Source organism: Streptomyces sp. NPDC028991 (assembly GCF_055564775.1).
This window is the reverse complement of the sequence record NZ_JBVHVP010000005.1, coordinates 119898-140281: the sequence shown is the minus strand read 5'-3', so window position 1 is coordinate 140281 and position 20384 is coordinate 119898. Positions and strand designations below refer to the sequence as shown.

Below are 20384 nucleotides of genomic sequence, written 5' to 3'. Positions count from 1 at the left end.
CCCGGGACCGAGACCACCGCACCGCTCCACACGGTGACGCGGCCCGATCGCATCGAAGGGCTTCTCCTCGGCCTCGCCGCGGGGGACGCCGCCGGCTGGCCCGCCGCCCGGCACCGGGCCGCCCGGATGCCCGAGTGGACGCGCCGCCTCACCCGCGAGCTGGACACCTTCGCCGAGCAGAACGCCACCACCACCCTCCCCGTCCCCATCGCCCTGAACCAGCCCCCGGAGCCGCTGCGCCTCGGCCCCTCCGACGACGCCGAGTGGGCCGCGTTCGCCGCGGAGGCGGTGCTGCGGGCCGGGGACGGCAGCGTGCTCGGGGAGCTCGGCCGGGAACGCCGGATGCGGGCGGCGATCGACCTGACCTGGAACGCCGTCGCCAGCGAGGTGGCCGCGGCGACGGAGCGCGCCCCGGAGACCGAGTCGGCGGTACTGCCGCTGCGGGCCCGCATCTCGGTACGGGCCGGGCTCGGCAACCTCGCCACCGGCCTGCGCCCGCCCGCCACCGGCCACGACAACCCGCACTACTTCGACGACGCCGCCTGCGTCCGGGCCTGCGTTCTCGCCGTCGCCCACCCCGGCGACCCGCGACTCGCCGCCGACCTGGCCGAGTTCGACGCCCGCTACACCCAGGACGGCGACGGCGTACACGGCGCCCGGGCCATGGCGGCGGCAGTGGCGTGCGCCCTCGACGGCGCCGGTGTACGCACCTGTGTGACGGCCGCGCTCGCCGAGCTCCCCGAGGAGACGGAGATCGGCCGCAACGCCCGGCAGGCACTGGCCCTGGCCGCGGACGCCGAGAGCACCTTCGCCCTCGTCCCGCTGCTGGAGCACCAGATCGTCGACCATGTGTACAGCTACGGCATCGCCGCCGCCGAAACCGTCCCGGTCGCCCTGGCCCTGGCCACCGCCGCCCGGGGCCGCATCGCGGAGGCGGTACCGGCCGCCGCCTGTCTCTCCAGGGTCGCGGACTCCGCTCCCGCGCTGGCCGGCGCGCTCACCGGCGCGCTGGGCGGCGGCATGGCGATCCCCGCGTCCTGGCGGGAGACCTGCCGCACCCTCCCCGGCTGCGTGCTCCCCCGCCTCACCGGTACCGACCTGGTCGAACTCGCCGGACTCCTGCACGCCACGCAGCCTTCCCGACGAGAAGAAGACCCAGAAGGCCGAGAAGACCGAGAAGGACAAGAAGGGCAAGAAGCGAAAGAAGGGCGACTCGCGACATGAGGACAACCGGCACGGCGGAAAACGGCACGGCGACCCTGGAGGAACGCGTCACCGGCGCCCTCGTCGGCGCGGCCGTCGGTGACGCGCTAGGCGGCCCGGTCGAGGGCTACTCCCCCGAGCAGATCCTCGAACGCCACGGCGGCCGCGTCCACGGCGTCGTCGGCCCCTGGAACGGCGAGGCCTGGCGCACCGCACGCCCCATCGCGCCGTACCACAAGGGCGACGGCCACGTCACCGACGACACCTTGATGACCCACGCGCTGGTACGGGTGTACGGCACCGTCCGCGACCACCTCGACGCCTACGCGGTCGCCGAGCACCTGGTGCCGGACCTGATGACCACCCCGCGCTGGATCCCGGAACTGGAGGCAGCGGCACTTCCCCTCCAGCGGATCTTCCTGGCGGAGAAGTGGCTGGTGGCGAGGATCCACTACGGTCACGCCGACCCGCGCGAGGCGGGCACCGGCAACATCGTCAACTGCGGCGCCGCGATGTACACGGCGCCCGTCGGCCTGGTCAACGCGGCCAACCCGGCGGGCGCCTACGCCGAGGCACTGGACGTCGCGGGCGCGCACCAGTCGTCGTACGGCCGTGAGGCGGCCGGTGTCCTCGCGGCGGCGGTGGCCGCGGCGTGCGTGCCCGGGGCGACGCCGGACTCGGTGGTGGCGGCGTGCCTGGCCCTGGCGAAGGACGGCACCCGGGCGGCGATCGAGGCGGTCTGCGAAGCGGCCTCCCGCTACTCGGACTTCGAGTCGGCGCTCGTGCCGCTGCGGGAGGCGGTGGCACCGTACGACACCGTGGGCCCCGACTATCGCGCGCCCTCGCTCGGCGCCCGCCGCCCGTCCCGCCTGCACGCGATCGAGGAACTGCCCGTCGCCCTCGGCATGCTGCTCGTCTCCGGCGGCGACTACCGGCACGCGGTGCTCGGCTCGGTGAACTACGGCCGCGACTGCGACTCCATCGCCACGATGGCGGGCGCGCTGGCCGGTGCGCTGGGCTCACCGGTCCCGGAGGACTGGGCGAAGCAGGTCGCGGAGGCGAGCCGCCTCGACCTGTGGGAACCGGCCGCGGCGCTCACCACCGTGGCCCGGGAGGTCTTCGAGCGCGACGTGGAGCGGCGCCGTGTCCACGAGCGGGCGTTCGCCGCGATCGGAGGCGCGGGATGCTCCGGCTGACCTGGGTCCAGCCCGAGGACCTGATCGGCCACGAACTGCGCCAGGCGGCGCAGGACGGCCGCGACCCGTCGGCGGTCGCGGCCCGCTGGAGAGCCGCGGGCGGCTCGGACGCCCCCGCCCGAGCGGGCGCGTCCGCGCAGCCGGGCTCCCCCGGCCTCCGCCTCCTGGCGGACGACCTGCTGGACGAACTGGCCGCCCTGCCCAGCGCCTTGGCGGAAGCCGAACCGACGGAGCTCGACCGCATCAGACCCCTGTGTCCCGACTGGCCCGCACCCCGCCCCGCGGCCGTTTCCCCGGCCCGCCTGGAAGCCGCCTGGCTCGGCCGGGCCGTCGGCTGCCTCCTGGGCAAGCCCGTCGAGAAGCTTCCCCTGACCGGCATCCGCCTCCTCGCCCGGGCCACCGGCAACTGGCCCCCGACCACCTACTTCACCGCCCGCGGCCTCCCGGCGGACCTCACCGCCAGGTACCCCTGGAACCGCCGCTCCGCGCCCACCTCCCTCGCCGAGAACATCGACGGCATGCCCGAGGACGACGACCTCGACTACCCCGTCCTCGGCCTCCTGCTGCTCCAGCGCCACGGCAGGGCCTTCACCACCGCCGACGTGGCCCGCGTCTGGCTCGACGAGCTCCCCGCCGGCCGCGCCTTCACCGCCGAGCGCATCGCCTACCGCAATCTCCTCACCGGCCTCGAACCCCCGCACACCGCCCGCCACCGCAACCCCTTCCGCGAGTGGATCGGCGCCCTGATCCGCGCCGACGTGCACGGCTGGACCAACCCCGGCGCCCCGGCCGCGGCCGCCGAACAGGCACACCGCGACGCGACCCTCACCCACACCGCCAACGGCGTCTACGCGGCCATGTTCGCGGCGGCCGTCATCGCCACCGCCGCCACCGGCACGCACGACGTCCACGCCTGTCTGCGCGCCGGTCTCGCGGTCGTACCGCCCGGCTCCCGCCTCGCCGAGGCCGTCCGGCATGCCGTCCGCCTGGCCGAGACGCACGCCGACTTCGACTCGGTCGTGGACGCGCTCCACGCCCGCCACTCCCCCACCCACCACTGGGTCCACGCCGTTCCCAACACCGCTCTGATCGCCGCCGCCCTCACCCACGCGGACGGCGACTTCACCGGCTCGGTCTCCCGCGCGGTCTCGGGAGGCTGGGACACCGACTCCAACGGCGCCACCACCGGCAGCGTCGCCGGTCTGCTCGCCGGATCTCCCGCCGCGCTGCCCGAGCACTGGACGGCGCCGCTGAAGAACCGCCTGGCCACCTCGATCGGCGACTTCGACGGCACCGGCTTCGACACCCTCGCCCACCTCACCCACAGGGAGGCCGCCCGCCCATGCCCCAGCCCCTCGTGACCCCTGCCCCCGCCGCCTCGGCCGCTCCGCTGGCCGGGCTGCGGGTCCTCGACCTCGCCACCCTCTTCGCGGGCCCGCTGGCCGCCACCATGCTCGGCGACTTCGGCGCCGAGGTGGTCAAGGTCGAACACCCCGACCGGCCCGACCCCTCCCGGGGCCACGGCCCGTCCAAGGACGGCATCGGCCTGTGGTGGAAGCTGCTGGGCCGCAACAAGCGCACGATCACCCTGGACCTGTCCAAGCCCGCCGGCCGCACCACCCTGCTCCGCCTCGCCGCGACCGCCGACGTCGTCGTCGAGAACTTCCGCCCCGGCACCCTGGAGAAGTGGGACCTGGGCTGGGACGAGCTGTCCGCCGTCAACCCGCGCCTGGTCCTCACCCGGGTCACCGGCTTCGGCCAGTTCGGCCCGTACGCGCGCCGCCCGGGCTTCGGCACGCTCGCCGAGGCCATGAGCGGCTTCGCCGCGATGACCGGGGAGCCGGACGCGCCCCCGACGCTGCCGCCGTTCGGCCTCGCGGACTCGATCGCCGCACTGGCGACGGCGTACGCCGTGATGACCGCGCTGGCCGCCCGGGACCGCACCGGCGAGGGCCAGGTCGTGGACATGGCGATCATCGAGCCGATCCTGACCGTGCTGGGCCCGCAGCCGACCTGGTACGACCAGCTCGGCCACGTCCAGCCCCGCACCGGCAACCGCTCCCAGAACAACGCCCCGCGCAACACGTACCGCACCGCCGACGGCACCTGGGTCGCCGTCTCCACCTCGGCCCAGTCGGTCGCCGAGCGCGTGCTGCGCCTGGTGGGCCGCCCGGAGCTGATCGACGAGCCCTGGTTCGCCACGGGCGCGGACCGGGCCCGGCACGCCGACGTGCTCGACGCGGCGGTCGGCGAGTGGATCGCCCGGCACGGCCGCGCCGACGTACTCGCCGAGTTCGAGAAGGCCGAGGCCGCCGTCGCGCCGGTCCAGGACGTACGGGACGTGATGGCCGACCCGCAGTACCAGGCCCTCGACACCGTCACCACCGTCGACGATCCCGAGCTGGGCCCGCTGCGCATGCAGAACGTCCTCTTCCGGCTCTCCGCGACCCCCGGCGCGATCCGCTGGGCGGGCCGTCCGCACGGCGCGGACACCGAGGAGGTGCTGACCGAGCTGGGCCTGTCCCCGGCGGATGTGAAGGAGCTGCGTGAGGCGGGCGTCGTATGACCGCACCTCCGCTGACCTGGTTGTACGCCCCCGGCGACCGGCCCCGGGTGGTCGCCAAGGCGCTGGCCGCCGGTGCCGACGTCGTGGTGATCGACCTGGAGGACGCGGTCGCCCCGGACCGCAAGGAGTACGCCCGGAAGGCCACCGCCGAGCTGCTCACCGAGCCGCAGCCGGTGCCGGTCCACGTCCGCGTGAACGCCCTGGACGGTCCGCTCGCCGAGGCGGACCTGACGGCGCTGGCCGCGCTGCCGGGACTGTCCGGGCTGCGGCTGCCCAAGGTGACGTCCCCGGAGCAGATCACGGGCGTCGCGGCGGCCACCGGCGGCCCGCCCCTGTACGCGCTCCTGGAGACGGCCCTCGGCGTGGAGCGGGCGTACCGGATCGCCGCGGCCCACCCGGCACTGCGCGGCGTCGCCCTCGGCGAGGCCGATCTCCGCGCCGACCTGGGCGTACGCGGCGACACGGGTCTGGACTGGTCGCGCTCGCGCGTGGTCGTGGCCGCGCGGGCGGCGGGCCTGGCGCCGCCGTCGCAGACGGTGCATCCGGACACCCGGGACCTGGAGGGCCTGGCGGCGTCCTGTGCCCACGGCCGCGCCCTGGGGTTCCTCGGGCGGGCCGCGATCCACCCCCGTCAGCTGCCGATCATCGAGCGGGCGTATCTGCCGACCGAGCGGGAGCTGGAGGAGGCGGAGACGATCGTCAAGGCGGCCACCGCGCAGCCGGGCGCGCTGGCACTGCCGGACGGACGGTTCGTCGACGCGGCGGTGGTGGCGACGGCGCAGCGCACCCTGTCACTGGCCCGGCGGCCCACCCTGTCCTGACACACGCCGAGGGCGCCCGGCCGGTCCCGGGCGCCCTCGGCGACATACGGCGGCGGGCCGTCAGCCCTTCTTGGCCGAGTCTGCCCCGTCCTTCAGCCCCTTCACGTCCTTCTCTTCCTTCACGTCCTTCTTGTCCTTCTTGTCCTTCTCGTCCTCCACGGTGCCGGCGTCACCGGCGTCACCGGCCTCCTTGCCGCCCCCGGCAGCCTCGGAGCCGGCGTCCGCGTCGTCCCCGGCGTCGCCGTCGGGGGCCGGCGCGCCCGGCTCGACCACGGGTTCCCGGCCCGGACGCGTCCGCGCCGAGAGCACGATGTAGACCACGGCGAGCAGGAACACGAAGAGCGCGGTCCAGTTGTTCAGCCTCAGGCCCAGGATGTGGTGGGCGTCGTCGACGCGCATGTACTCGATCCAGAACCGGCCCGCGCAGTACGCGGCGACGTAGAGCGCGAACGCCCGCCCGTGACCCAGCCGGAAGCGGCGGTCGGCCCAGATGACGAGCAGGGCGACGCCGATGCACCACAGCGACTCGTACAGGAAGGTCGGGTGGTAGGTGCCCGGCACCCGGCCGTCGGCCGACGAGGTGATCTCCACGGCCCAGGGCAGGTCGGTGGCCTTGCCGTACAGCTCCTGGTTGAACCAGTTGCCCCAGCGGCCGATGGCCTGCGCGAGGGCGATGCCGGGGGCGACGGCGTCGGCGTACGCGGGCATCGGGACGCCCCGGCGGCGGGCGCCGATCCAGGCGCCGACCGCGCCGAACGCGATCGCGCCCCAGATGCCGAGACCGCCCTCCCAGACCTTGAAGGCGTCGACCCAGTCACGGCCCTCGCTGAAGTACAGCTGGTAGTCCGTGATCACGTGGTAGAGCCGGCCGCCGATCAGACCGAAGGGAACGGCCCAGACCGCGATGTCGGCCACCGTGCCGGGCCGCCCGCCCCGGGCGATCCAGCGCTTGTTGCCGAGCCAGACGGCGACGAAGACGCCGATGATGATGCAGAACGCATAGCCGCGCAGCGGGATGGGACCGAGGTGCAGCACCCCGCTGGACGGGCTGGGAATGAAGGCAAGTTCCATGGCAGGGTCGACGCTACCGTGTCGGACGGTACCCGCGACGGGCAGCCCGGCTACGGGTCCGTAACGGGCGGACGGGAAGAGCGCCCCGGGGACGAACCCCGCGGGCGCTCCGCCGCCCCTCGGCGCGCTACTTGTCGGCGTCCTGCACCAGCTGCTTCAGCTTCGCCGGTGTCATGGAGCGGTCCTGGTAGATGTTCTTGCCGTCCAGCAGGACGGTCGGCGTGCCGCTGAAGCCGCCGGCGCGGAAGGCCTCGTTGGACTTCTCCACCCAGCTGTTGTGCGTGCCGCCCTCGACGCACTCCTGAAAGAGGGCGGTGTCGAGGCCGTCGACCTTGCCCGCCAGGTCGATCAGCTTGTTCTCGTCGGCGAAGGCGTCGTCGGTCTCCGCCGGCTGATTGGTGAACAGCACGTCGTGGTACGGCGTGAACTTGCCCGCGTCCTGGGCGCAGGCGGCGGCGTTGGCCGACTTGCGGGAGCCGGTGCCGCCCATGTTTCCGTCGATGATCGTCGCCAGGTGGTACTCGACCTTGAGCTGCCCGGCTTCGGTGAGCTCGTGGATCGTGTCGCGGTACGCCAGCTCGAAGGCCTTGCAGGCCGGGCAGCGGAAGTCCTCCCAGATGACGAGCGTCGACTTGGCGCTCTCCTCGCCGACGGGGATCGCGAGGCCGTCCTTGCCCTGCGCGCCCGAGGGCGCCACGATCGGGCCGGCCGACTCGCTGCCGTCGTCCTTGCCCGCGTTGGCGGCGACCACGCCGATCACCGCCGCGAGGCCCAGGACGCAGACCACGCTCGCGCCGACGATCAGCGCGCGCCGGCGCTTGTCCTTGGACTTCTGCTTCTCGCGCTCGGCCGCCAGCTTCTGACGGGCGGTGCGCTTTCCCTCTCGGTTCTTCTCGCTCACACCCCGCAGAACGAACCGGGGAGGCGCAGCGCGCCTCCCCGGTCCCAGGTCCACCCGTACGAGGGACCTCTGTCACATGCCGGTCCTCACGCCTGTCCGCGCACGCCCTTCGCCAGTTCGGCGGCGAGCGTGCGGACGCCCTCCAGGCCGGCCGCGTCGTCGGGGGCGTCCAGCATCCGCTTGACGAACGCCGAGCCGACGATCACACCGTCGGCGAAGCCGGCCACCTCGGCGGCCTGCGCGGCGTTGGAGACGCCGAGCCCGACGCAGACGGGGATGCCGGTGGTGGCGCGGGTGCGCCGCACCAGGTCCTCGGCCTGCGCGCCGACCGACTCGCGGGTGCCGGTGACGCCCATGAGGGAGGCGGCGTAGACGAAGCCGCTGCCGGCCGCGGTGATCTCGGCGAGCCGCGCGTCCTTGCTGCTCGGCGCGACCACGAAGACGGTGGCGAGGCCGTGCTTGTCGGCGTGTTCCCGCCACAGGGCCGACTCCTGGACGGGCAGGTCGGGCAGGATGCACCCGGCGCCGCCCGCCTCGGCCAGCTCGGCGGTGAAGCGCTCGACGCCGTAGCGGTCGATGGGGTTCCAGTACGTCATGACGAGGATCGGCTTGCCGGTGGCCGCGTGTGCCTCCCGGACGGTGCGCATCACGTCGGCGATGCGCACGCCGCCGCGCAGGGCGATGTCGTCGGCGGTCTGGATGACCGGACCGTCGAGGACCGGGTCGCTGTGCGGCAGACCGACCTCGACGACGTCGGCGCCGCCGTCGATCACGGCCTTGATCGCCTCGATGCCGCCGTCCACGGTCGGGAACCCGGCCGGGAGGTAGGCGATGAGGGCGGAGCGGCCCTCGGCCTTCGCCGCGGCGAGGGTGTCGTTCAGCAGCTGTACGTTCCCGCTCACTTGGCGTCCCCCTCGATCTCTGCGGTGCCGGCCTCGTCGGCGGCGACCTCGGCGTCGGTGTCGTACAGCCCGAAGTAGCGGGCGGCGGTGTCCATGTCCTTGTCGCCGCGGCCGGACAGGTTGACGACGATCAGCCCGTCCTTGCCCAGCTCCTCGCCGACCTCCAGGGCACCGGCCAGCGCGTGGGCGCTCTCGATCGCCGGAATGATGCCCTCGGTGCGCGACAGCAGGCGCAGGGCCTGCATGGCGGCGTCGTCGGTGACCGCGCGGTACTCGCCTCGGCCGGAGTCCTTGAGGTAGGCGTGCTCGGGGCCGATGCCCGGGTAGTCCAGGCCGGCCGAGATGGAGTACGGCTCGGTGATCTGGCCCTCGTCGTCCTGGAGGACGTAGGACCGGGAGCCGTGCAGGATGCCCGGCTCGCCCGCGCTCAGGGTGGCCGCGTGCTCGCCGCTGTCGATGCCGTGCCCGGCGGGCTCGCAGCCGATGAGGCGGACGTCCGCGTCGGGGATGAAGGCGTGGAAGAGGCCGATGGCGTTGGAGCCGCCGCCCACGCAGGCGATCGCGGCGTCGGGGAGGCGTCCGGCCTGTTCCAGGAGCTGGCGGCGGGCCTCGACGCCGATGACGCGGTGGAAGTCGCGCACCATCGCCGGGAAGGGGTGCGGGCCCGCGACGGTGCCGAACAGGTAGTGGGTGCGGTCGACGTTGGCGACCCAGTCGCGGAAGGCCTCGTTGATCGCGTCCTTGAGCGTGCGGCTGCCGGACTTCACGGCGATGACCTCGGCGCCGAGCATGCGCATGCGGGCCACGTTGAGGGCCTGGCGCCGGGTGTCGATCTCGCCCATGTAGATCGTGCAGTCGAGACCGAAGAGCGCACAGGCCGTGGCCGTCGCGACGCCGTGCTGGCCGGCGCCGGTCTCCGCGATCACGCGGGTCTTGCCCATGCGCTTGGTCAGCAGGGCCTGGCCGAGCACGTTGTTGATCTTGTGGGAGCCGGTGTGGTTGAGGTCCTCGCGCTTGAGGAAGACGCGGCAGCCTCCGGCGTGCTCGGCGAAGCGGGGTACTTCTGTGAGGGAGCTGGGGCGGCCCGTGTAGTTGACCAGCAGGTCGTCGAGCTCACGGGCGAACTCGGGGTCGGCCTTCGCCTTGTCGTACTCGACGGCTACCTCGTCGACCGCCGCGACGAGGGCCTCGGGGATGAACTTGCCGCCGAACGCGCCGAAGTAGCCTTCGGCGCTGGGGACTCGACCCTCCGGGTCGGGGATGAAGAAGTTGCTGGGCATGCGTGAACCTCACGGTGAGTGTCTGGTGTGGGCACGTTCGCCGTGGGGGCGCGGGTGGTCAGGCCGCCGCGAACCGTCTCCGGTTGCTCGCGCGCACGCGACGCAGTCGCGGAATCAGTACGGCCCCGCGCCCCTTACGGGGCGCTGAGGCCATCGCATGCCGTTTACCTGGCCCGGCTCGTCACCGATGACGTAGCGCACCCGGCGTCCGTGGATCCGGCGCGCGGGCGCGCGGCAGCCGCGCGGGCGGCAGCCTCGGGCCAGACGCGCGTACGGGTCCCTGGTCGTCAGGGCGAGCGGGAGTGTCATCACCGGCAAGCCTACCGGGGGTCAGCCGCGCCCGTGCCGCAATGCCGGGTGTTCGCCCGCCGCCACCAGGTCGGAGACCGCCGTCTTCGGGTCGCGGCCGGTGACCAGGGACTCGCCGACCAGGACGGCGTCGGCGCCCTCGTTGGCGTAGGCGATGAGGTCGTGCGGGCCGCGGACGCCGGACTCGGCGACCTTGACGATGTGCGCCGGGATCTCCGGGGCGACCCGCTCGAACGTGCCGCGGTCCACCTCCAGCGTCTTCAGGTTGCGCGCGTTGACGCCGATGACCTTGGCGCCGGCGTCCACCGCGCGCTCGACCTCGTCCTCGTCGTGCACCTCGACGAGCGGGGTCAGACCGATGGACTCGGCGCGCTCGATCAGCGACTCCAGCGCCGGCTGCTCGAGGGCCGCCACGATCAGCAGCACGAGGTCGGCGCCGTGCGCGCGGGCCTCCCACAGCTGGTAGGACGTGACGATGAAGTCCTTGCGCAGCACGGGGATGTCCACGCGCGCACGGACCGAGTCAAGGTCGGCCAGCGAGCCGCCGAAGCGGCGCTCCTCGGTGAGGACGGAGATGACGGCGGCGCCGCCCGCCTCGTAGTCAGCGGCGAGTCCGGCCGGGTCGGCGATGGCCGCCAGCGCGCCCTTGGACGGGCTCGAGCGCTTGACCTCGCAGATGACCTTGACGCCGTCGCCGCGCAGGGCGGAGACGCCGTCCTTGGCGGGGCGGGCCTTGGCCGCGCGCTCCTTGAGCTCGTCGAGGCTGACGCGCGCCTGCCGCTCCGCGAGGTCGGCACGGACTCCGTCGATGATCTCGTCGAGCACACTCACGCGAGCGGCCCCCTTTCAGACGGCGAAACCTGTGGTCACTGTGATGGTATCCGGAGCGGGGCGGCGGCCCCGCATCCGGTTGACGCCGGCCCCTCCCCGCCCTCGAACCAGCTTCGCACGCCAGTGCCGGGAGGTGCCCCCGGTCCTGCGCCCCGGCCGGGTGATCACGGGATGAGCCAGCCCCCGAACGGCAGGTTCCGGACCACCGTGAAGACCAGCAGCAGCGCCCCCAGCGTCCACAGGTGGACCGGGCCGAGTTCGACCCGTACGGGCCGGCCGCGCGCCACGCGGATCACCCAGACGGTCCACAGCACGGCGAAGCCCACATAGCCGAGGACGGCCGGTGCGTTGGCGTGCAGCGCGGTCAGCAGGTCCCCGTGGACGAACGCGTGGGCGCTGCGCAGACCACCGCAGCCGGGGCAGTAGACGCCGGTGAAGCGCAGCAGGGGGCAGACGGGGTAGTGGCCGGGTTCGCCCGGATCCACGCTCCCCACGTACGCGAAGGCGCCGACGACGGCCGCGAGCACTCCGGCGGGGACGGCCAGCCGCAGGAGGGCGGGCGCACCACGCGTCTCGGTCCTGCTCCGCATCGGCTTCCCGGTCTCGGCGTCCACGCTCCGCATTCTGCACCTGACGGGCCGTGCGCGCACGTGAGGGGCGGGTCCGGCGTGCTCGTGCCGATCCGCCCCTCGGGTATTACCGCGACCGCCGTGCCCGGTCAGCCCTTGGCGTCGGCCGGCTCGCGCTCGCCGGCGACCTGGTGCACGGGGTGGTTCGTCTTCGGCTGGCCGAGGCCCATCATGCGCATGATGCCGCCCACGGCACCGCCGAGGAGCACGACCACCATGCCGGCCCAGAAGCCCACCGGCTGGGCCGCCACCATGAACACGCCCGCGATGCAGAAACCGATGAAGGCGATGATGACACCCGTCCAGGCGGCCGGGGTGTGACCGTGGCTGCTGCCCGCCATTGCTTGCTCCTCGTTGCTGTGTACGTGTCTGAGCAGGACGCTCGTGCCCATTGTCCCGCACCGGCGCGCACGGGGTGAGTCGGGGTGCCGCCCACGCGCGCGTGCCGGCCGCCGGGGCCCGGCGCGTGTCGCGTCGGCGGGTGACCGCGTGCGCACGGGTGAACCGCCGGTCGTCAGGTGCCGGTCGGATCCTCACCGCGGTCGAGGGCCTTCCAGAGGTCCTCGGGGCGGTCCGGGTCGACGGTCTGCGGCCTGCGGCGCGGGCGCGGGGTTCCGTCGCGCTCGTAGCGGCCGGACATCGCGGGCCACAGGCGGCCGTAGCGCAGGGCGAGCAGCCCGGCCAGCAGGAGCAGGGCGCCGCCCACGGCGGCGACGTACGGCCAGGCGGTGTGGGAGAGGGCGTCCACGGTGGCCGAGGTGTCGCCGGCGGCCTTCGCGGCCTTGTCGTCCAGCGCGGAGCTGTCGGAGGCGCCGGCCAGGGCCGCGGCGACGGTGCCCGCGCCGCTCAGCGCGAGCAGGGCGGCGACGGCGAACCGGCCGGCGCGGCGGACGGCGAAGACGGCGACGAGCGCGGCGAGGCCCACTATGGCGAGCGCCGCGGGTACGCCCGTGACGTCGCTGCCCTTGACGGTGAGGGGGAACGCGCCGCCGGCCACCGTCGCGGTGCCCTCCGCCCACTCCTGCCGGGTGGCGAGCAGGGCGACGGCGGCGCCGAGCGCGCCGCACAGCAGCGCGGCGGCGAGGCTCCGGCGGCCGGCCCGGGCGGGTCCTGCGGCTGGGGTACGGGGGTGAGGAACAGCTGTCACGTACTCCACTATCACCCGAACCCCGGGCGAACCGTCACCCGGGGTTGGGATTGGCGGGCGTGAGAATCGCCCTACCGCCCCGGCCGGTTGGCCCCGCTGCCCCCGCCGGCCGGCCCTACCGCCCCAGCCTGTTGGCGGTGTGCACCGCCCGCAGCACCGCCGCCGCCTTGTTGCGGCACTCGGTGTCCTCGGCGACCGGGTCGGAGTCGGCGACGACGCCGGCGCCCGCCTGGACGTAGGCCGTGCCGCCGCGCAGCAGTGCCGTGCGGATGGCGATGGCGGTGTCGGAGTCGCCCGCGAAGTCGAGGTAGCCGACGCAGCCGCCGTACAGGCCGCGCCGGGACGGTTCGAGTTCGTCGATGATCTGCAGGGCGCGTGGCTTGGGCGCGCCGGAGAGGGTGCCGGCCGGGAAGCAGGCGGTGAGGACGTCGAAGGCGGTGCGGCCCGGGGCGACCCGTCCGGTGACCGTCGAGACGATGTGCATGACGTGCGAGTACCGCTCGACGGACATGAAGTCGACGACCTCCACCGAGCCGGGCTCGCAGATCCGCCCCAGGTCGTTCCGGCCGAGGTCGACGAGCATGAGGTGCTCGGCGCGTTCCTTGGGGTCGGCGAGCAGTTCGTCGGCGAGGGCCTGGTCCTCCTGCGGGGTGGCGCCGCGGGGGCGGGTGCCGGCGATGGGGTGGACCATGGCCCGGCCGTCCTCGACCTTGACCAGCGCCTCGGGGGACGACCCGACGACGTCGAAGCCGTCGAGGCGGAGCAGGTACATGTACGGGGACGGGTTGGTGGCCCTCAGCACCCGGTAGACGTCCAGCGCGCTCGCCGTGCACGGCGTCTCGAAGCGCTGGGAGGGCACGACCTGGAAGGCCTCGCCCGCGCGGATGCGCTCCTTGATGTCCTCGACGGCCTCCTGGAAGTCGGGGCCGCCCCACAGCGCGGTGTACTCGGGCAGCTCGGAGGGCGGCAGCGCGGCCGGGGGCTGGGCCACCGCGCGCGTGAGGTCGGCCTCCATGGCGTCCAGGCGGGCGATGGCGTCGGCGTAGGCCTCGTCGACGCCGGTTTCGAGGTCGTTGTGGTTGATCGCGTTGGCGATCAGCAGGACCGAGCCCTCCCAGTGGTCCATGACGGCCAGGTCGCTGGTGAGCAGCATGGTCAGCTCGGGGAGCCTCAGGTCGTCGCGCTCCCCCGGGCCGACCTTCTCCAGGCGGCGCACGATGTCGTAGCCGAGGTAGCCGACCATGCCGCCGGTGAAGGGCGGCAGGCCCAGGTCGTGGGCGAGGTCGCGCGGGGTGTGCAGGGCCTCGACGGTGGCGCGCAGGGCGGCGAGCGGGTCGCCGTCGGTGGGGACGCCGACGGGCGGGGTGCCCTGCCAGTGGGCCTGTCCGTCCCGCTCGGTGAGGGTGGCGGCGCTGTGGACGCCGACGAAGGAGTACCGGGACCAGGACCGGCCGTTCTCCGCGGACTCCAGCAGGAAGGTGCCGGGGCGGTCGGCGGCCAGCTTGCGGTACAGCGCGACCGGGGTGTCGCCGTCGGCGAGGAGTTTGCGGCTGACCGGGATCACCCGGCGGTCGGCGGCCAGCTTGCGGAAGGTCTCGAGGTCCATGACGTCCATGGCGGCAGACCCTACTGATCCGCGCCGGGTGCGCCGCGGTCCGCGCCGTCCACGCCGTCCACGCCGTCCGCGAGGAGCACGTCCGCGTCGAAGCAGGTGCGGGCGCCGGTGTGGCAGGCGGCGCCGACCTGGTCGACCCTGACCAGGACGGTGTCGGCGTCGCAGTCCAGGGCGACGGACTTGACCCACTGGAAGTGCCCGGAGGTGTCGCCCTTGACCCAGTACTCCCGGCGGCTGCGCGACCAGTAGGTGCAGCGTCCCGTCGTCAGCGTGCGATGGAGCGCCTCGTCGTCCATCCAGCCGAGCATCAGCACCTCCCCGGTGTCGTACTGCTGGGCGATGGCGGGCAGGAGGCCGTCGGCGCTGCGCTTGAGGCGGTCGGCGATCTCCGGGGCGAGCGGGCTGGGCCGCCGGGGGGAGCTGCTGGTCATGTGCCCATTGTGCCGCGCGGGACGGACACGCCCCGGCCCTGTCCATTGGGCGGACCCGGCCGGCCGCCGTAGGCTGACTGCATGTCGACTTTCGCCAAGCGTGAACGACTTCTGCTCGCGGACCTGTTGGAGACGGCGGGTCCGGACGCCCCGACCTTGTGCGACGGCTGGCGGACCCGTGACCTCGCCGCGCACGTGGTGGTGCGCGAGCGTCGGCCGGACGCCGCCGGGGGCACTCTGATCAAGCAGCTCGCGTCCCGGCTCGACCGGGTGATGGAGGAGTACGGCGCCAAGCCGTACGAGGAGCTGATCCAGCTGATCCGCACCGGGCCGCCGCGGTTCTCGCCCTTCCAGCTCAAGCAGGTCGACGAGGCGGCGAACACGGTGGAGTTCTACGTCCACGCCGAGGACGTCCGCCGTGCCCAGCCGGACTGGTCGCCGCGCGAGCTGGACCCGGTCTTCCAGGACGGCCTGTGGTCACGCCTGGAGCGCACCGCCCGCCTGATGGGCCGCGGCATTCCGACGGGCCTGGTCCTGCGCCGCCCGAACGGCCAGACGACGGTCGCCCACCGGGGGACGCCGGTGGTGACGGTGACGGGCGAACCGTCCGAGCTGCTGCTGTTCGCGTACGGCCGGCAGAGTGCCGCGAAGGTGGAGCTGGAGGGCGAGAAGGAGGCGATCGCGAGGCTGCACGAGACCAAGCAGCTGGGGATCTGAGCCGCCCGGGATCCGATCGGCCCGGGATCCCATCGGCCCGGGATCCGATCGGCCCGGGACACGAGCGGCTCGGAGCCGAGGGCCGGGCCGCTACTTCGGCAGCTCGGCCCGCCGTACGCCCGGCGCGCACAGGGCGACGACCCCGCCGAGCGCGCAGACCGCGGCGCTGACGGCGAAGACCGGGCCGGTGCCCCAGACGCCGATGGCGGCGGCGGACATCGGCATGCTCAGGGGTGCGATGCCCAGGCTGACGATTCCGCCGACCGCGGTGACGCGCCCCAGGTAGGCGGGTTCGGACTGGGTCTGCAACAGGGCCCCGCACATGGCGCCGCTGAGCCCCGTGAGCAGCCCGACGAGCACCGCGATACCGACCGCCGCGGGGAGTCCGGGGGCCTGCGCCAGGGCGCCGATCGCGGCCGCGCCGGGGATGATGGCGCCGGCAGCGACACATCCGGCGCGCGGCAGGCGCCCCCGCACGGTCAGCAGCATGGCGGCGCCCCCCGCCCCCGTGCCGAACCCCGCGAGCACCCAGCCCATCCCGGAGGCTCCCCAGCCCCGCTCGTCCGCGAGCAGGGTCAGACCGACGTTGAGGGGGCCGACGAAGCCGAGGTCACCGAGGGCGATGGCCACCATCAGCGGACCGAGGACGCGGTGCCGGCGTACGTAGCGGATCCCCCCCACCAGATCCCGCCAGGCGGTCGTGTCCCGCGCGGCGGGCGTGCCGGTCGCGTCGCCGGTCGGCAGTTCGCGCATCCGTACGGAGATCAGCAGCGGCACCGACACGGCGATCAGCAGTCCCGCGAACGCGAAGGCGGCCGCCGCGCCGCCGACCGCCACGCCGAGCCCGCCGAGCGGAGGGCCCACGACGGCGGCGAAGCGCACGGAGAGGCCGCGCATGCCCTGGACGCGGGCGAGCTGGTCCGTGCCGGTGATACGTGCGGGGAGCGCCCCGACGGCGGGCATGAAGACGGCGTCGACGGTGCCGAAGACGACGGCGAGCAGGGCGAGCAGCCACAGGCCGGGGTCGGTCGCGAAGAGCACCACGGCGACCGCCAGCACCGTGGCGCACCTTACGGCGTCACTGCCGATGACGACCTTGCGCGGCCCCAGCCGGTCGGCGACCACTCCCCCGCCGAGCATCAGCAGCGCGCGGGGCACCGCGCTGACGGCGGTGACGATGCCGGCCTGCGCGGGGGTGCCGTTCTGTACGGCGGCCCAGGACAGCGCGAGGTAGAAGACCATGTCGCCGACCATGGAGGCGGTGTAGGCGGCGACCCAGCGCAGGACGTTGGCGTCGCGGTGGGCGGGGCGGTCGGGGGTGCGGCACGGTGGGGCGGTCGCTATGCCCGTGGCATCGCTCACTCGGCCCAACCGCGGAGAAGACGGGCCGTCTCGGTGAGGTCGGACTCGTCGCTGCGGATGTCGGCGACGAGCTTGGCCCAGTCGCCGGGGCCTGGATCGAGCGGCGTCCCCGAAGCCTCCATGTATGCGCGGACACAGCCGATCCCGATCGAGGCGTTGTAGTCCGTGAACGGCCGGAGTCGGAGCGCGGTGTGCAGGAACGTGGCCGCTCGGGCCGCGATCTCCTCGTAGTAGGGCTCTCCTGCCACGCGCTCGTATCTGTGCCTCTCGGCCATGCAGTGCAGCGCGCCCCAATCCCGGATGGGGGTATTGGGCGGTGAGACCTCGACCTGAACGCAGAGGACCCATCCTGTGTCGACGTAGAGCGTCACCGGAGTCCCGCCGGGAAGCGCTCTTCGAAGTCGGCCATGATTTCGCGGGCGTACCGCGTGGCCCCTTCGACGAACCGCTGCTTCTGCCGCCGCCGCACCACGTCCTCGGTCAGTATGTCGTGCGCCAGCCGCTTGATCGCGACGCCCTGCTCCTTGGCCTCAGCGCGCAGTTCGGCCAGCTCTTCCTCAGTGAACTCAATCGTGATTCCAGGCATATGAGCACGTTAGCCAATGCGGAACCGTGATCACTACCACGCTCACTACCAAGAGCGAAAGCTCGAACTAGCGCACGGGATGCCCCGCCCCCCGCAGCGTCTCCTTCACCTGCCCGATCCGCAGGTCGCCGAAGTGGAAGACGGACGCCGCCAGCACCGCGTCCGCGCCCGCCTCGACGGCCGGGGGGAAGTCGGCGAGGCGGCCGGCGCCGCCGGAGGCGATGACCGGGACGGTCACGTGCTTCCGGACCGCCGCGATCATCTCCAGGTCGTAGCCGTCCTTCGTGCCGTCCGCGTCCATCGAGTTCAGCAGGATCTCCCCCGCGCCCAGCTCGGCGGCCCGGTGTGCCCACTCCACCGCGTCGATGCCGGTGCCGCGCCTGCCGCCGTGGGTGGTCACCTCGAAGGCGCCCGCCTCGGTGCGGCGGGCGTCGACCGACAGGACCAGCACCTGGCGGCCGAAGCGCTCGGCGATCTCGCGGATCAGGTCGGGGCGGGCGATGGCGGCCGTGTTCACTCCCACCTTGTCCGCGCCGGCCCGCAGCAGCTTGTCGACGTCGTCGGCGGTGCGCACGCCGCCGCCGACGGTCAGCGGGATGAACACCTGCTCGGCGGTGCGGCGCACCACGTCGTACGTCGTCTCGCGGTTGCCCGACGAGGCGGTGATGTCCAGGAACGTCAGCTCGTCGGCGCCCTCGGTGTCGTACACCTTGGCCATCTCGACGGGGTCGCCCGCGTCGCGCAGGTTCTGGAAGTTGACGCCCTTGACGACCCGGCCGTCGTCCACGTCCAGGCAGGGGATGACTCGGACCGCCAGGGTCATGAATCCACGGCTCCTTCGATGCCTCTTACTGCTCTCTGAATGCTTCCAGCTCCACCGACACCAGGACCCGCGAGTCCATGAAGCCCTCCACGACCAGCAGGGTCGTGACCGGGCGTACGGAGTCGAACAGCTCCTTGTGGGCGCGGCCCACCTCGTCGACGTCCCGGGAGTGGGCCAGATACACACGCGTCCGGATGACGGACTCGATGCCCAGCCCGAACTCGCCGATCGCCTCGACGGCGGAGCCGAAGGCCACCTTGGTCTGTTCGTACGGATCGCCGTCGCCGTACAGCAGGTCGCCCTTGAAGGCGGTCGTGCCCGCCACGATGACATGATCACCCGCCGCCACGGCCCGTGCGAAACCGAAGGACTCTTCCCAGGGACTTCCGCTCTGCACGCGCCGTACGGCTTCGGATGTCATGGCGACACAGCCTCCAAGGCTTCTTCCAGGGTGAACGCCTTCGCGTACAGGGCCTTCCCGACGATGGCCCCCTCGACACCGGCCGGGACGAGACCGGCGATCGCGCGCAGGTCGTCCAGGGACGACACGCCGCCCGACGCCACGACCGGGCGGTCGGTCGCCGCGCAGACGTTCTTCAGGAGCTCGAGATTGGGTCCCTGGAGGGTGCCGTCCTTGGCGATGTCGGTGACGACGTACCGGGCGCAGCCCTCCTGGTTGAGGCGCTCCAGCGTCTCGTAGAGGTCGCCGCCGTCGCGGGTCCAGCCGCGGCCCCGGAGCGTGGTGCCGCGTACGTCCAGGCCGACCGCGATCTTGTCGCCGTGCTCGGCGATGACCTTGGCGACCCATTCGGGCGTCTCCAGGGCGGCCGTGCCGAGGTTCACGCGGGTGCAACCGGTGGCGAGCGCGGCGGCGAGGGTGTCGTCGTCGCGGATGCCGCCGGACAGCTCCACCTTGATGTCCATGGCCTTGGCGACCTCGGCGATCAGCTCGCGGTTGTCCCCGGTGCCGAAGGCGGCGTCCAGGTCGACCAGGTGCAGCCATTCGGCGCCGGAGCGCTGCCAGGCGAGGGCGGCCTCCAGCGGGGAGCCGTAGGAGGTCTCGGTGCCGGACTCGCCGTGCACGAGACGGACGGCCTGGCCGTCGCGGACGTCGACGGCGGGGAGGAGTTCGAGCTTGCTCATCTCTACCGGGCTCATCTCTTCTACCGGGCTCATCTCTACAGGGTCTCGATCCAGTTGGTGAGGAGCTGGGCGCCGGCGTCGCCGGACTTCTCGGGGTGGAACTGGGTGGCCCACAGGGCGCCGTTCTCCACGGCGGCCACGAAGGGCTTGCCGTGCGTGGACCAGGTGACCTTGGGAGCGGCGATCAGCGGGTTGTGCGACTCCAGCGACCAGTCGTGGACGGCGTAGGAGTGCACGAAGTAGAAGCGGGCGTCCGTGTCCAGGCCGGCGAAGAGCTGTGAGCCGGCCGGTGCCTCGACGGTGTTCCAGCCCATGTGGGGCACCACGTCGGCCTGGAGCGGTCCGACCGTGCCGGGCCACTCGTCCAGACCCTCGGCCTGGACGCCGTGCTCGATGCCGCGCGCGAAGAGGATCTGCATGCCGACGCAGATGCCCATCACCGGGCGCCCGCCGGCCAGCCGGCGTTCGACGACCCAGTCGCCGCGGGCGGCTTTGAGGCCGTCCATGCAGGCGGCGAAGGCCCCGACACCCGGGACCAGCAGCCCGTCGGCGTTCATGGCCTTGTCGTAGTCACGGGTGATCTCGACGTCGGCTCCCGCACGCGCGAGGGCACGTTCGGCGGAGCGGACGTTGCCGAAGCCGTAGTCGAAGACGACGACACGCTTGGCGGCGGAGTTCACAGAGGTCAATTCCACACCTCCAGCCTCAGGACGCCCGCGAAGAGGCACATCGCGGCGCCGATGGACAGCAGCACGATCAGGCCCTTGGGCATCTGCTGCTTGGCGAAGGAGTAGATGCCGCCGAGGAAGAAGAGGCCGACGACGATCAGTGCGGTGGACGTACCGTTCATG

25 protein-coding genes are annotated in these 20384 nt (G+C 73.2%); 6 read left to right on the top strand and 19 right to left on the bottom strand.

The annotated features are described in order from the left end of the window. Nucleotides 1-33: 33 nt before the first annotated feature. The 5 genes from ACZ4V1_RS13300 to ACZ4V1_RS13280 are packed head-to-tail and all read left to right on the top strand — an operon-like array spanning nt 34 to nt 5786. Nucleotides 34-1224: an ADP-ribosylglycohydrolase family protein gene (locus ACZ4V1_RS13300; RefSeq protein WP_468334822.1), complete on the top strand. Its 1191-nt coding sequence runs from the start codon at nt 34-36 to the stop codon at nt 1222-1224. Further along, nucleotides 1221-2399, top strand: a complete 1179-nt coding sequence (locus ACZ4V1_RS13295; RefSeq protein WP_468333911.1) for an ADP-ribosylglycohydrolase family protein — start codon at nt 1221-1223, stop codon at nt 2397-2399. The genes ACZ4V1_RS13300 and ACZ4V1_RS13295 overlap by 4 nt, the downstream gene beginning before the upstream one ends. Further along, on the top strand, nt 2387-3760 hold the full coding sequence (locus tag ACZ4V1_RS13290; RefSeq protein WP_468333908.1) for an ADP-ribosylglycohydrolase family protein: 1374 nt from the start codon (nt 2387-2389) through the stop codon (nt 3758-3760). The genes ACZ4V1_RS13295 and ACZ4V1_RS13290 overlap by 13 nt, the downstream gene beginning before the upstream one ends. Next, nucleotides 3742-4965, top strand: coding sequence for a CaiB/BaiF CoA transferase family protein (locus ACZ4V1_RS13285; protein WP_468333905.1), 1224 nt, complete (start codon nt 3742-3744; stop codon nt 4963-4965). Before ACZ4V1_RS13290 ends, ACZ4V1_RS13285 begins: the two co-directional genes overlap by 19 nt. After that, nucleotides 4962-5786: an HpcH/HpaI aldolase/citrate lyase family protein gene (locus ACZ4V1_RS13280; protein WP_468333902.1), complete on the top strand. Its 825-nt coding sequence runs from the start codon at nt 4962-4964 to the stop codon at nt 5784-5786. Before ACZ4V1_RS13285 ends, ACZ4V1_RS13280 begins: the two co-directional genes overlap by 4 nt. A 60-nt stretch (nt 5787-5846) precedes the next feature. Here the strand turns inward: ACZ4V1_RS13280 and lgt are convergent, their stop codons facing one another. The 11 genes from lgt to hisI form a co-directional block, all read right to left on the bottom strand. Further along, nucleotides 5847-6857: a prolipoprotein diacylglyceryl transferase gene (gene lgt / locus ACZ4V1_RS13275; RefSeq protein ID WP_468333899.1), complete on the bottom strand. Its 1011-nt coding sequence runs from the start codon at nt 6855-6857 to the stop codon at nt 5847-5849. A 127-nt stretch (nt 6858-6984) separates the two neighbouring features. Further along, on the bottom strand, nt 6985-7758 hold the full coding sequence (locus tag ACZ4V1_RS13270; RefSeq protein ID WP_468333896.1) for a DsbA family protein: 774 nt from the start codon (nt 7756-7758) through the stop codon (nt 6985-6987). 86 nt (nt 7759-7844) lie between these two features. Further along, on the bottom strand, nt 7845-8660 hold the full coding sequence (gene trpA, locus ACZ4V1_RS13265; RefSeq protein ID WP_468333893.1) for a tryptophan synthase subunit alpha: 816 nt from the start codon (nt 8658-8660) through the stop codon (nt 7845-7847). Then, nucleotides 8657-9940, bottom strand: coding sequence for a tryptophan synthase subunit beta (trpB, locus tag ACZ4V1_RS13260; protein WP_468333890.1), 1284 nt, complete (start codon nt 9938-9940; stop codon nt 8657-8659). The genes trpA and trpB overlap by 4 nt, the downstream gene beginning before the upstream one ends. A gap of 114 nt (nt 9941-10054) precedes the next feature. Next, the gene (trpM, locus tag ACZ4V1_RS13255) at nt 10055-10249 is read right to left on the bottom strand and encodes a tryptophan biosynthesis modulator TrpM (RefSeq protein ID WP_468333887.1); all 195 of its coding nucleotides are present in this window, start codon (nt 10247-10249) and stop codon (nt 10055-10057) included. A gap of 21 nt (nt 10250-10270) precedes the next feature. Further along, entirely contained in the window at nt 10271-11080 is an 810-nt protein-coding gene (trpC, locus tag ACZ4V1_RS13250; protein WP_468333883.1) for an indole-3-glycerol phosphate synthase TrpC, read from the bottom strand. A gap of 164 nt (nt 11081-11244) precedes the next feature. After that, the gene (locus ACZ4V1_RS13245) at nt 11245-11703 is read right to left on the bottom strand and encodes a DUF2752 domain-containing protein (protein WP_468333880.1); all 459 of its coding nucleotides are present in this window, start codon (nt 11701-11703) and stop codon (nt 11245-11247) included. A gap of 95 nt (nt 11704-11798) precedes the next feature. Beyond that, nucleotides 11799-12050, bottom strand: a complete 252-nt coding sequence (locus ACZ4V1_RS13240) for an HGxxPAAW family protein (protein WP_468333877.1) — start codon at nt 12048-12050, stop codon at nt 11799-11801. Nucleotides 12051-12223: 173 nt separating this feature from the next. Continuing rightward, nucleotides 12224-12865: a TIGR02234 family membrane protein gene (locus tag ACZ4V1_RS13235; RefSeq protein ID WP_468333874.1), complete on the bottom strand. Its 642-nt coding sequence runs from the start codon at nt 12863-12865 to the stop codon at nt 12224-12226. 106 nt (nt 12866-12971) lie between these two features. Further along, nucleotides 12972-14462, bottom strand: coding sequence for an anthranilate synthase component I (locus ACZ4V1_RS13230; RefSeq protein ID WP_468334819.1), 1491 nt, complete (start codon nt 14460-14462; stop codon nt 12972-12974). Between the two features lie 20 nt (nt 14463-14482). Then, the gene (gene hisI, locus ACZ4V1_RS13225) at nt 14483-14902 is read right to left on the bottom strand and encodes a phosphoribosyl-AMP cyclohydrolase (protein ID WP_468333871.1); all 420 of its coding nucleotides are present in this window, start codon (nt 14900-14902) and stop codon (nt 14483-14485) included. A gap of 81 nt (nt 14903-14983) precedes the next feature. Between hisI and ACZ4V1_RS13220 the strand changes: the two genes are divergently transcribed. Continuing rightward, complete coding sequence (locus ACZ4V1_RS13220) at nt 14984-15619, top strand: TIGR03085 family metal-binding protein (protein ID WP_468333868.1); 636 nt, start codon at nt 14984-14986, stop codon at nt 15617-15619. 90 nt (nt 15620-15709) lie between these two features. On the opposite strand, the gene ACZ4V1_RS13215 is transcribed toward ACZ4V1_RS13220, so the two are convergent. The 8 genes from ACZ4V1_RS13215 to ACZ4V1_RS13180 form a co-directional block, all read right to left on the bottom strand. Beyond that, nucleotides 15710-16981: an MFS transporter gene (locus ACZ4V1_RS13215; RefSeq protein WP_468333865.1), complete on the bottom strand. Its 1272-nt coding sequence runs from the start codon at nt 16979-16981 to the stop codon at nt 15710-15712. Then, nucleotides 16978-17352, bottom strand: a complete 375-nt coding sequence (locus ACZ4V1_RS13210; RefSeq protein WP_468333862.1) for a hypothetical protein — start codon at nt 17350-17352, stop codon at nt 16978-16980. The genes ACZ4V1_RS13215 and ACZ4V1_RS13210 overlap by 4 nt, the downstream gene beginning before the upstream one ends. Further along, the gene (locus ACZ4V1_RS13205) at nt 17349-17567 is read right to left on the bottom strand and encodes a hypothetical protein (protein ID WP_468333859.1); all 219 of its coding nucleotides are present in this window, start codon (nt 17565-17567) and stop codon (nt 17349-17351) included. The genes ACZ4V1_RS13210 and ACZ4V1_RS13205 overlap by 4 nt, the downstream gene beginning before the upstream one ends. A 67-nt stretch (nt 17568-17634) precedes the next feature. Continuing rightward, nucleotides 17635-18390, bottom strand: a complete 756-nt coding sequence (hisF, locus tag ACZ4V1_RS13200) for an imidazole glycerol phosphate synthase subunit HisF (protein WP_468333856.1) — start codon at nt 18388-18390, stop codon at nt 17635-17637. Between the two features lie 25 nt (nt 18391-18415). Continuing rightward, nucleotides 18416-18811, bottom strand: a complete 396-nt coding sequence (locus ACZ4V1_RS13195) for a RidA family protein (protein ID WP_468333853.1) — start codon at nt 18809-18811, stop codon at nt 18416-18418. Continuing rightward, complete coding sequence (gene priA / locus ACZ4V1_RS13190; protein ID WP_307653596.1) at nt 18808-19533, bottom strand: bifunctional 1-(5-phosphoribosyl)-5-((5-phosphoribosylamino)methylideneamino)imidazole-4-carboxamide isomerase/phosphoribosylanthranilate isomerase PriA; 726 nt, start codon at nt 19531-19533, stop codon at nt 18808-18810. The genes ACZ4V1_RS13195 and priA overlap by 4 nt, the downstream gene beginning before the upstream one ends. A gap of 35 nt (nt 19534-19568) precedes the next feature. Further along, nucleotides 19569-20222, bottom strand: coding sequence for an imidazole glycerol phosphate synthase subunit HisH (gene hisH, locus ACZ4V1_RS13185; RefSeq protein WP_468333850.1), 654 nt, complete (start codon nt 20220-20222; stop codon nt 19569-19571). Then, complete coding sequence (locus ACZ4V1_RS13180) at nt 20219-20383, bottom strand: hypothetical protein (protein ID WP_031031034.1); 165 nt, start codon at nt 20381-20383, stop codon at nt 20219-20221. The genes hisH and ACZ4V1_RS13180 overlap by 4 nt, the downstream gene beginning before the upstream one ends. Nucleotide 20384: the final 1 nt, after the last annotated feature.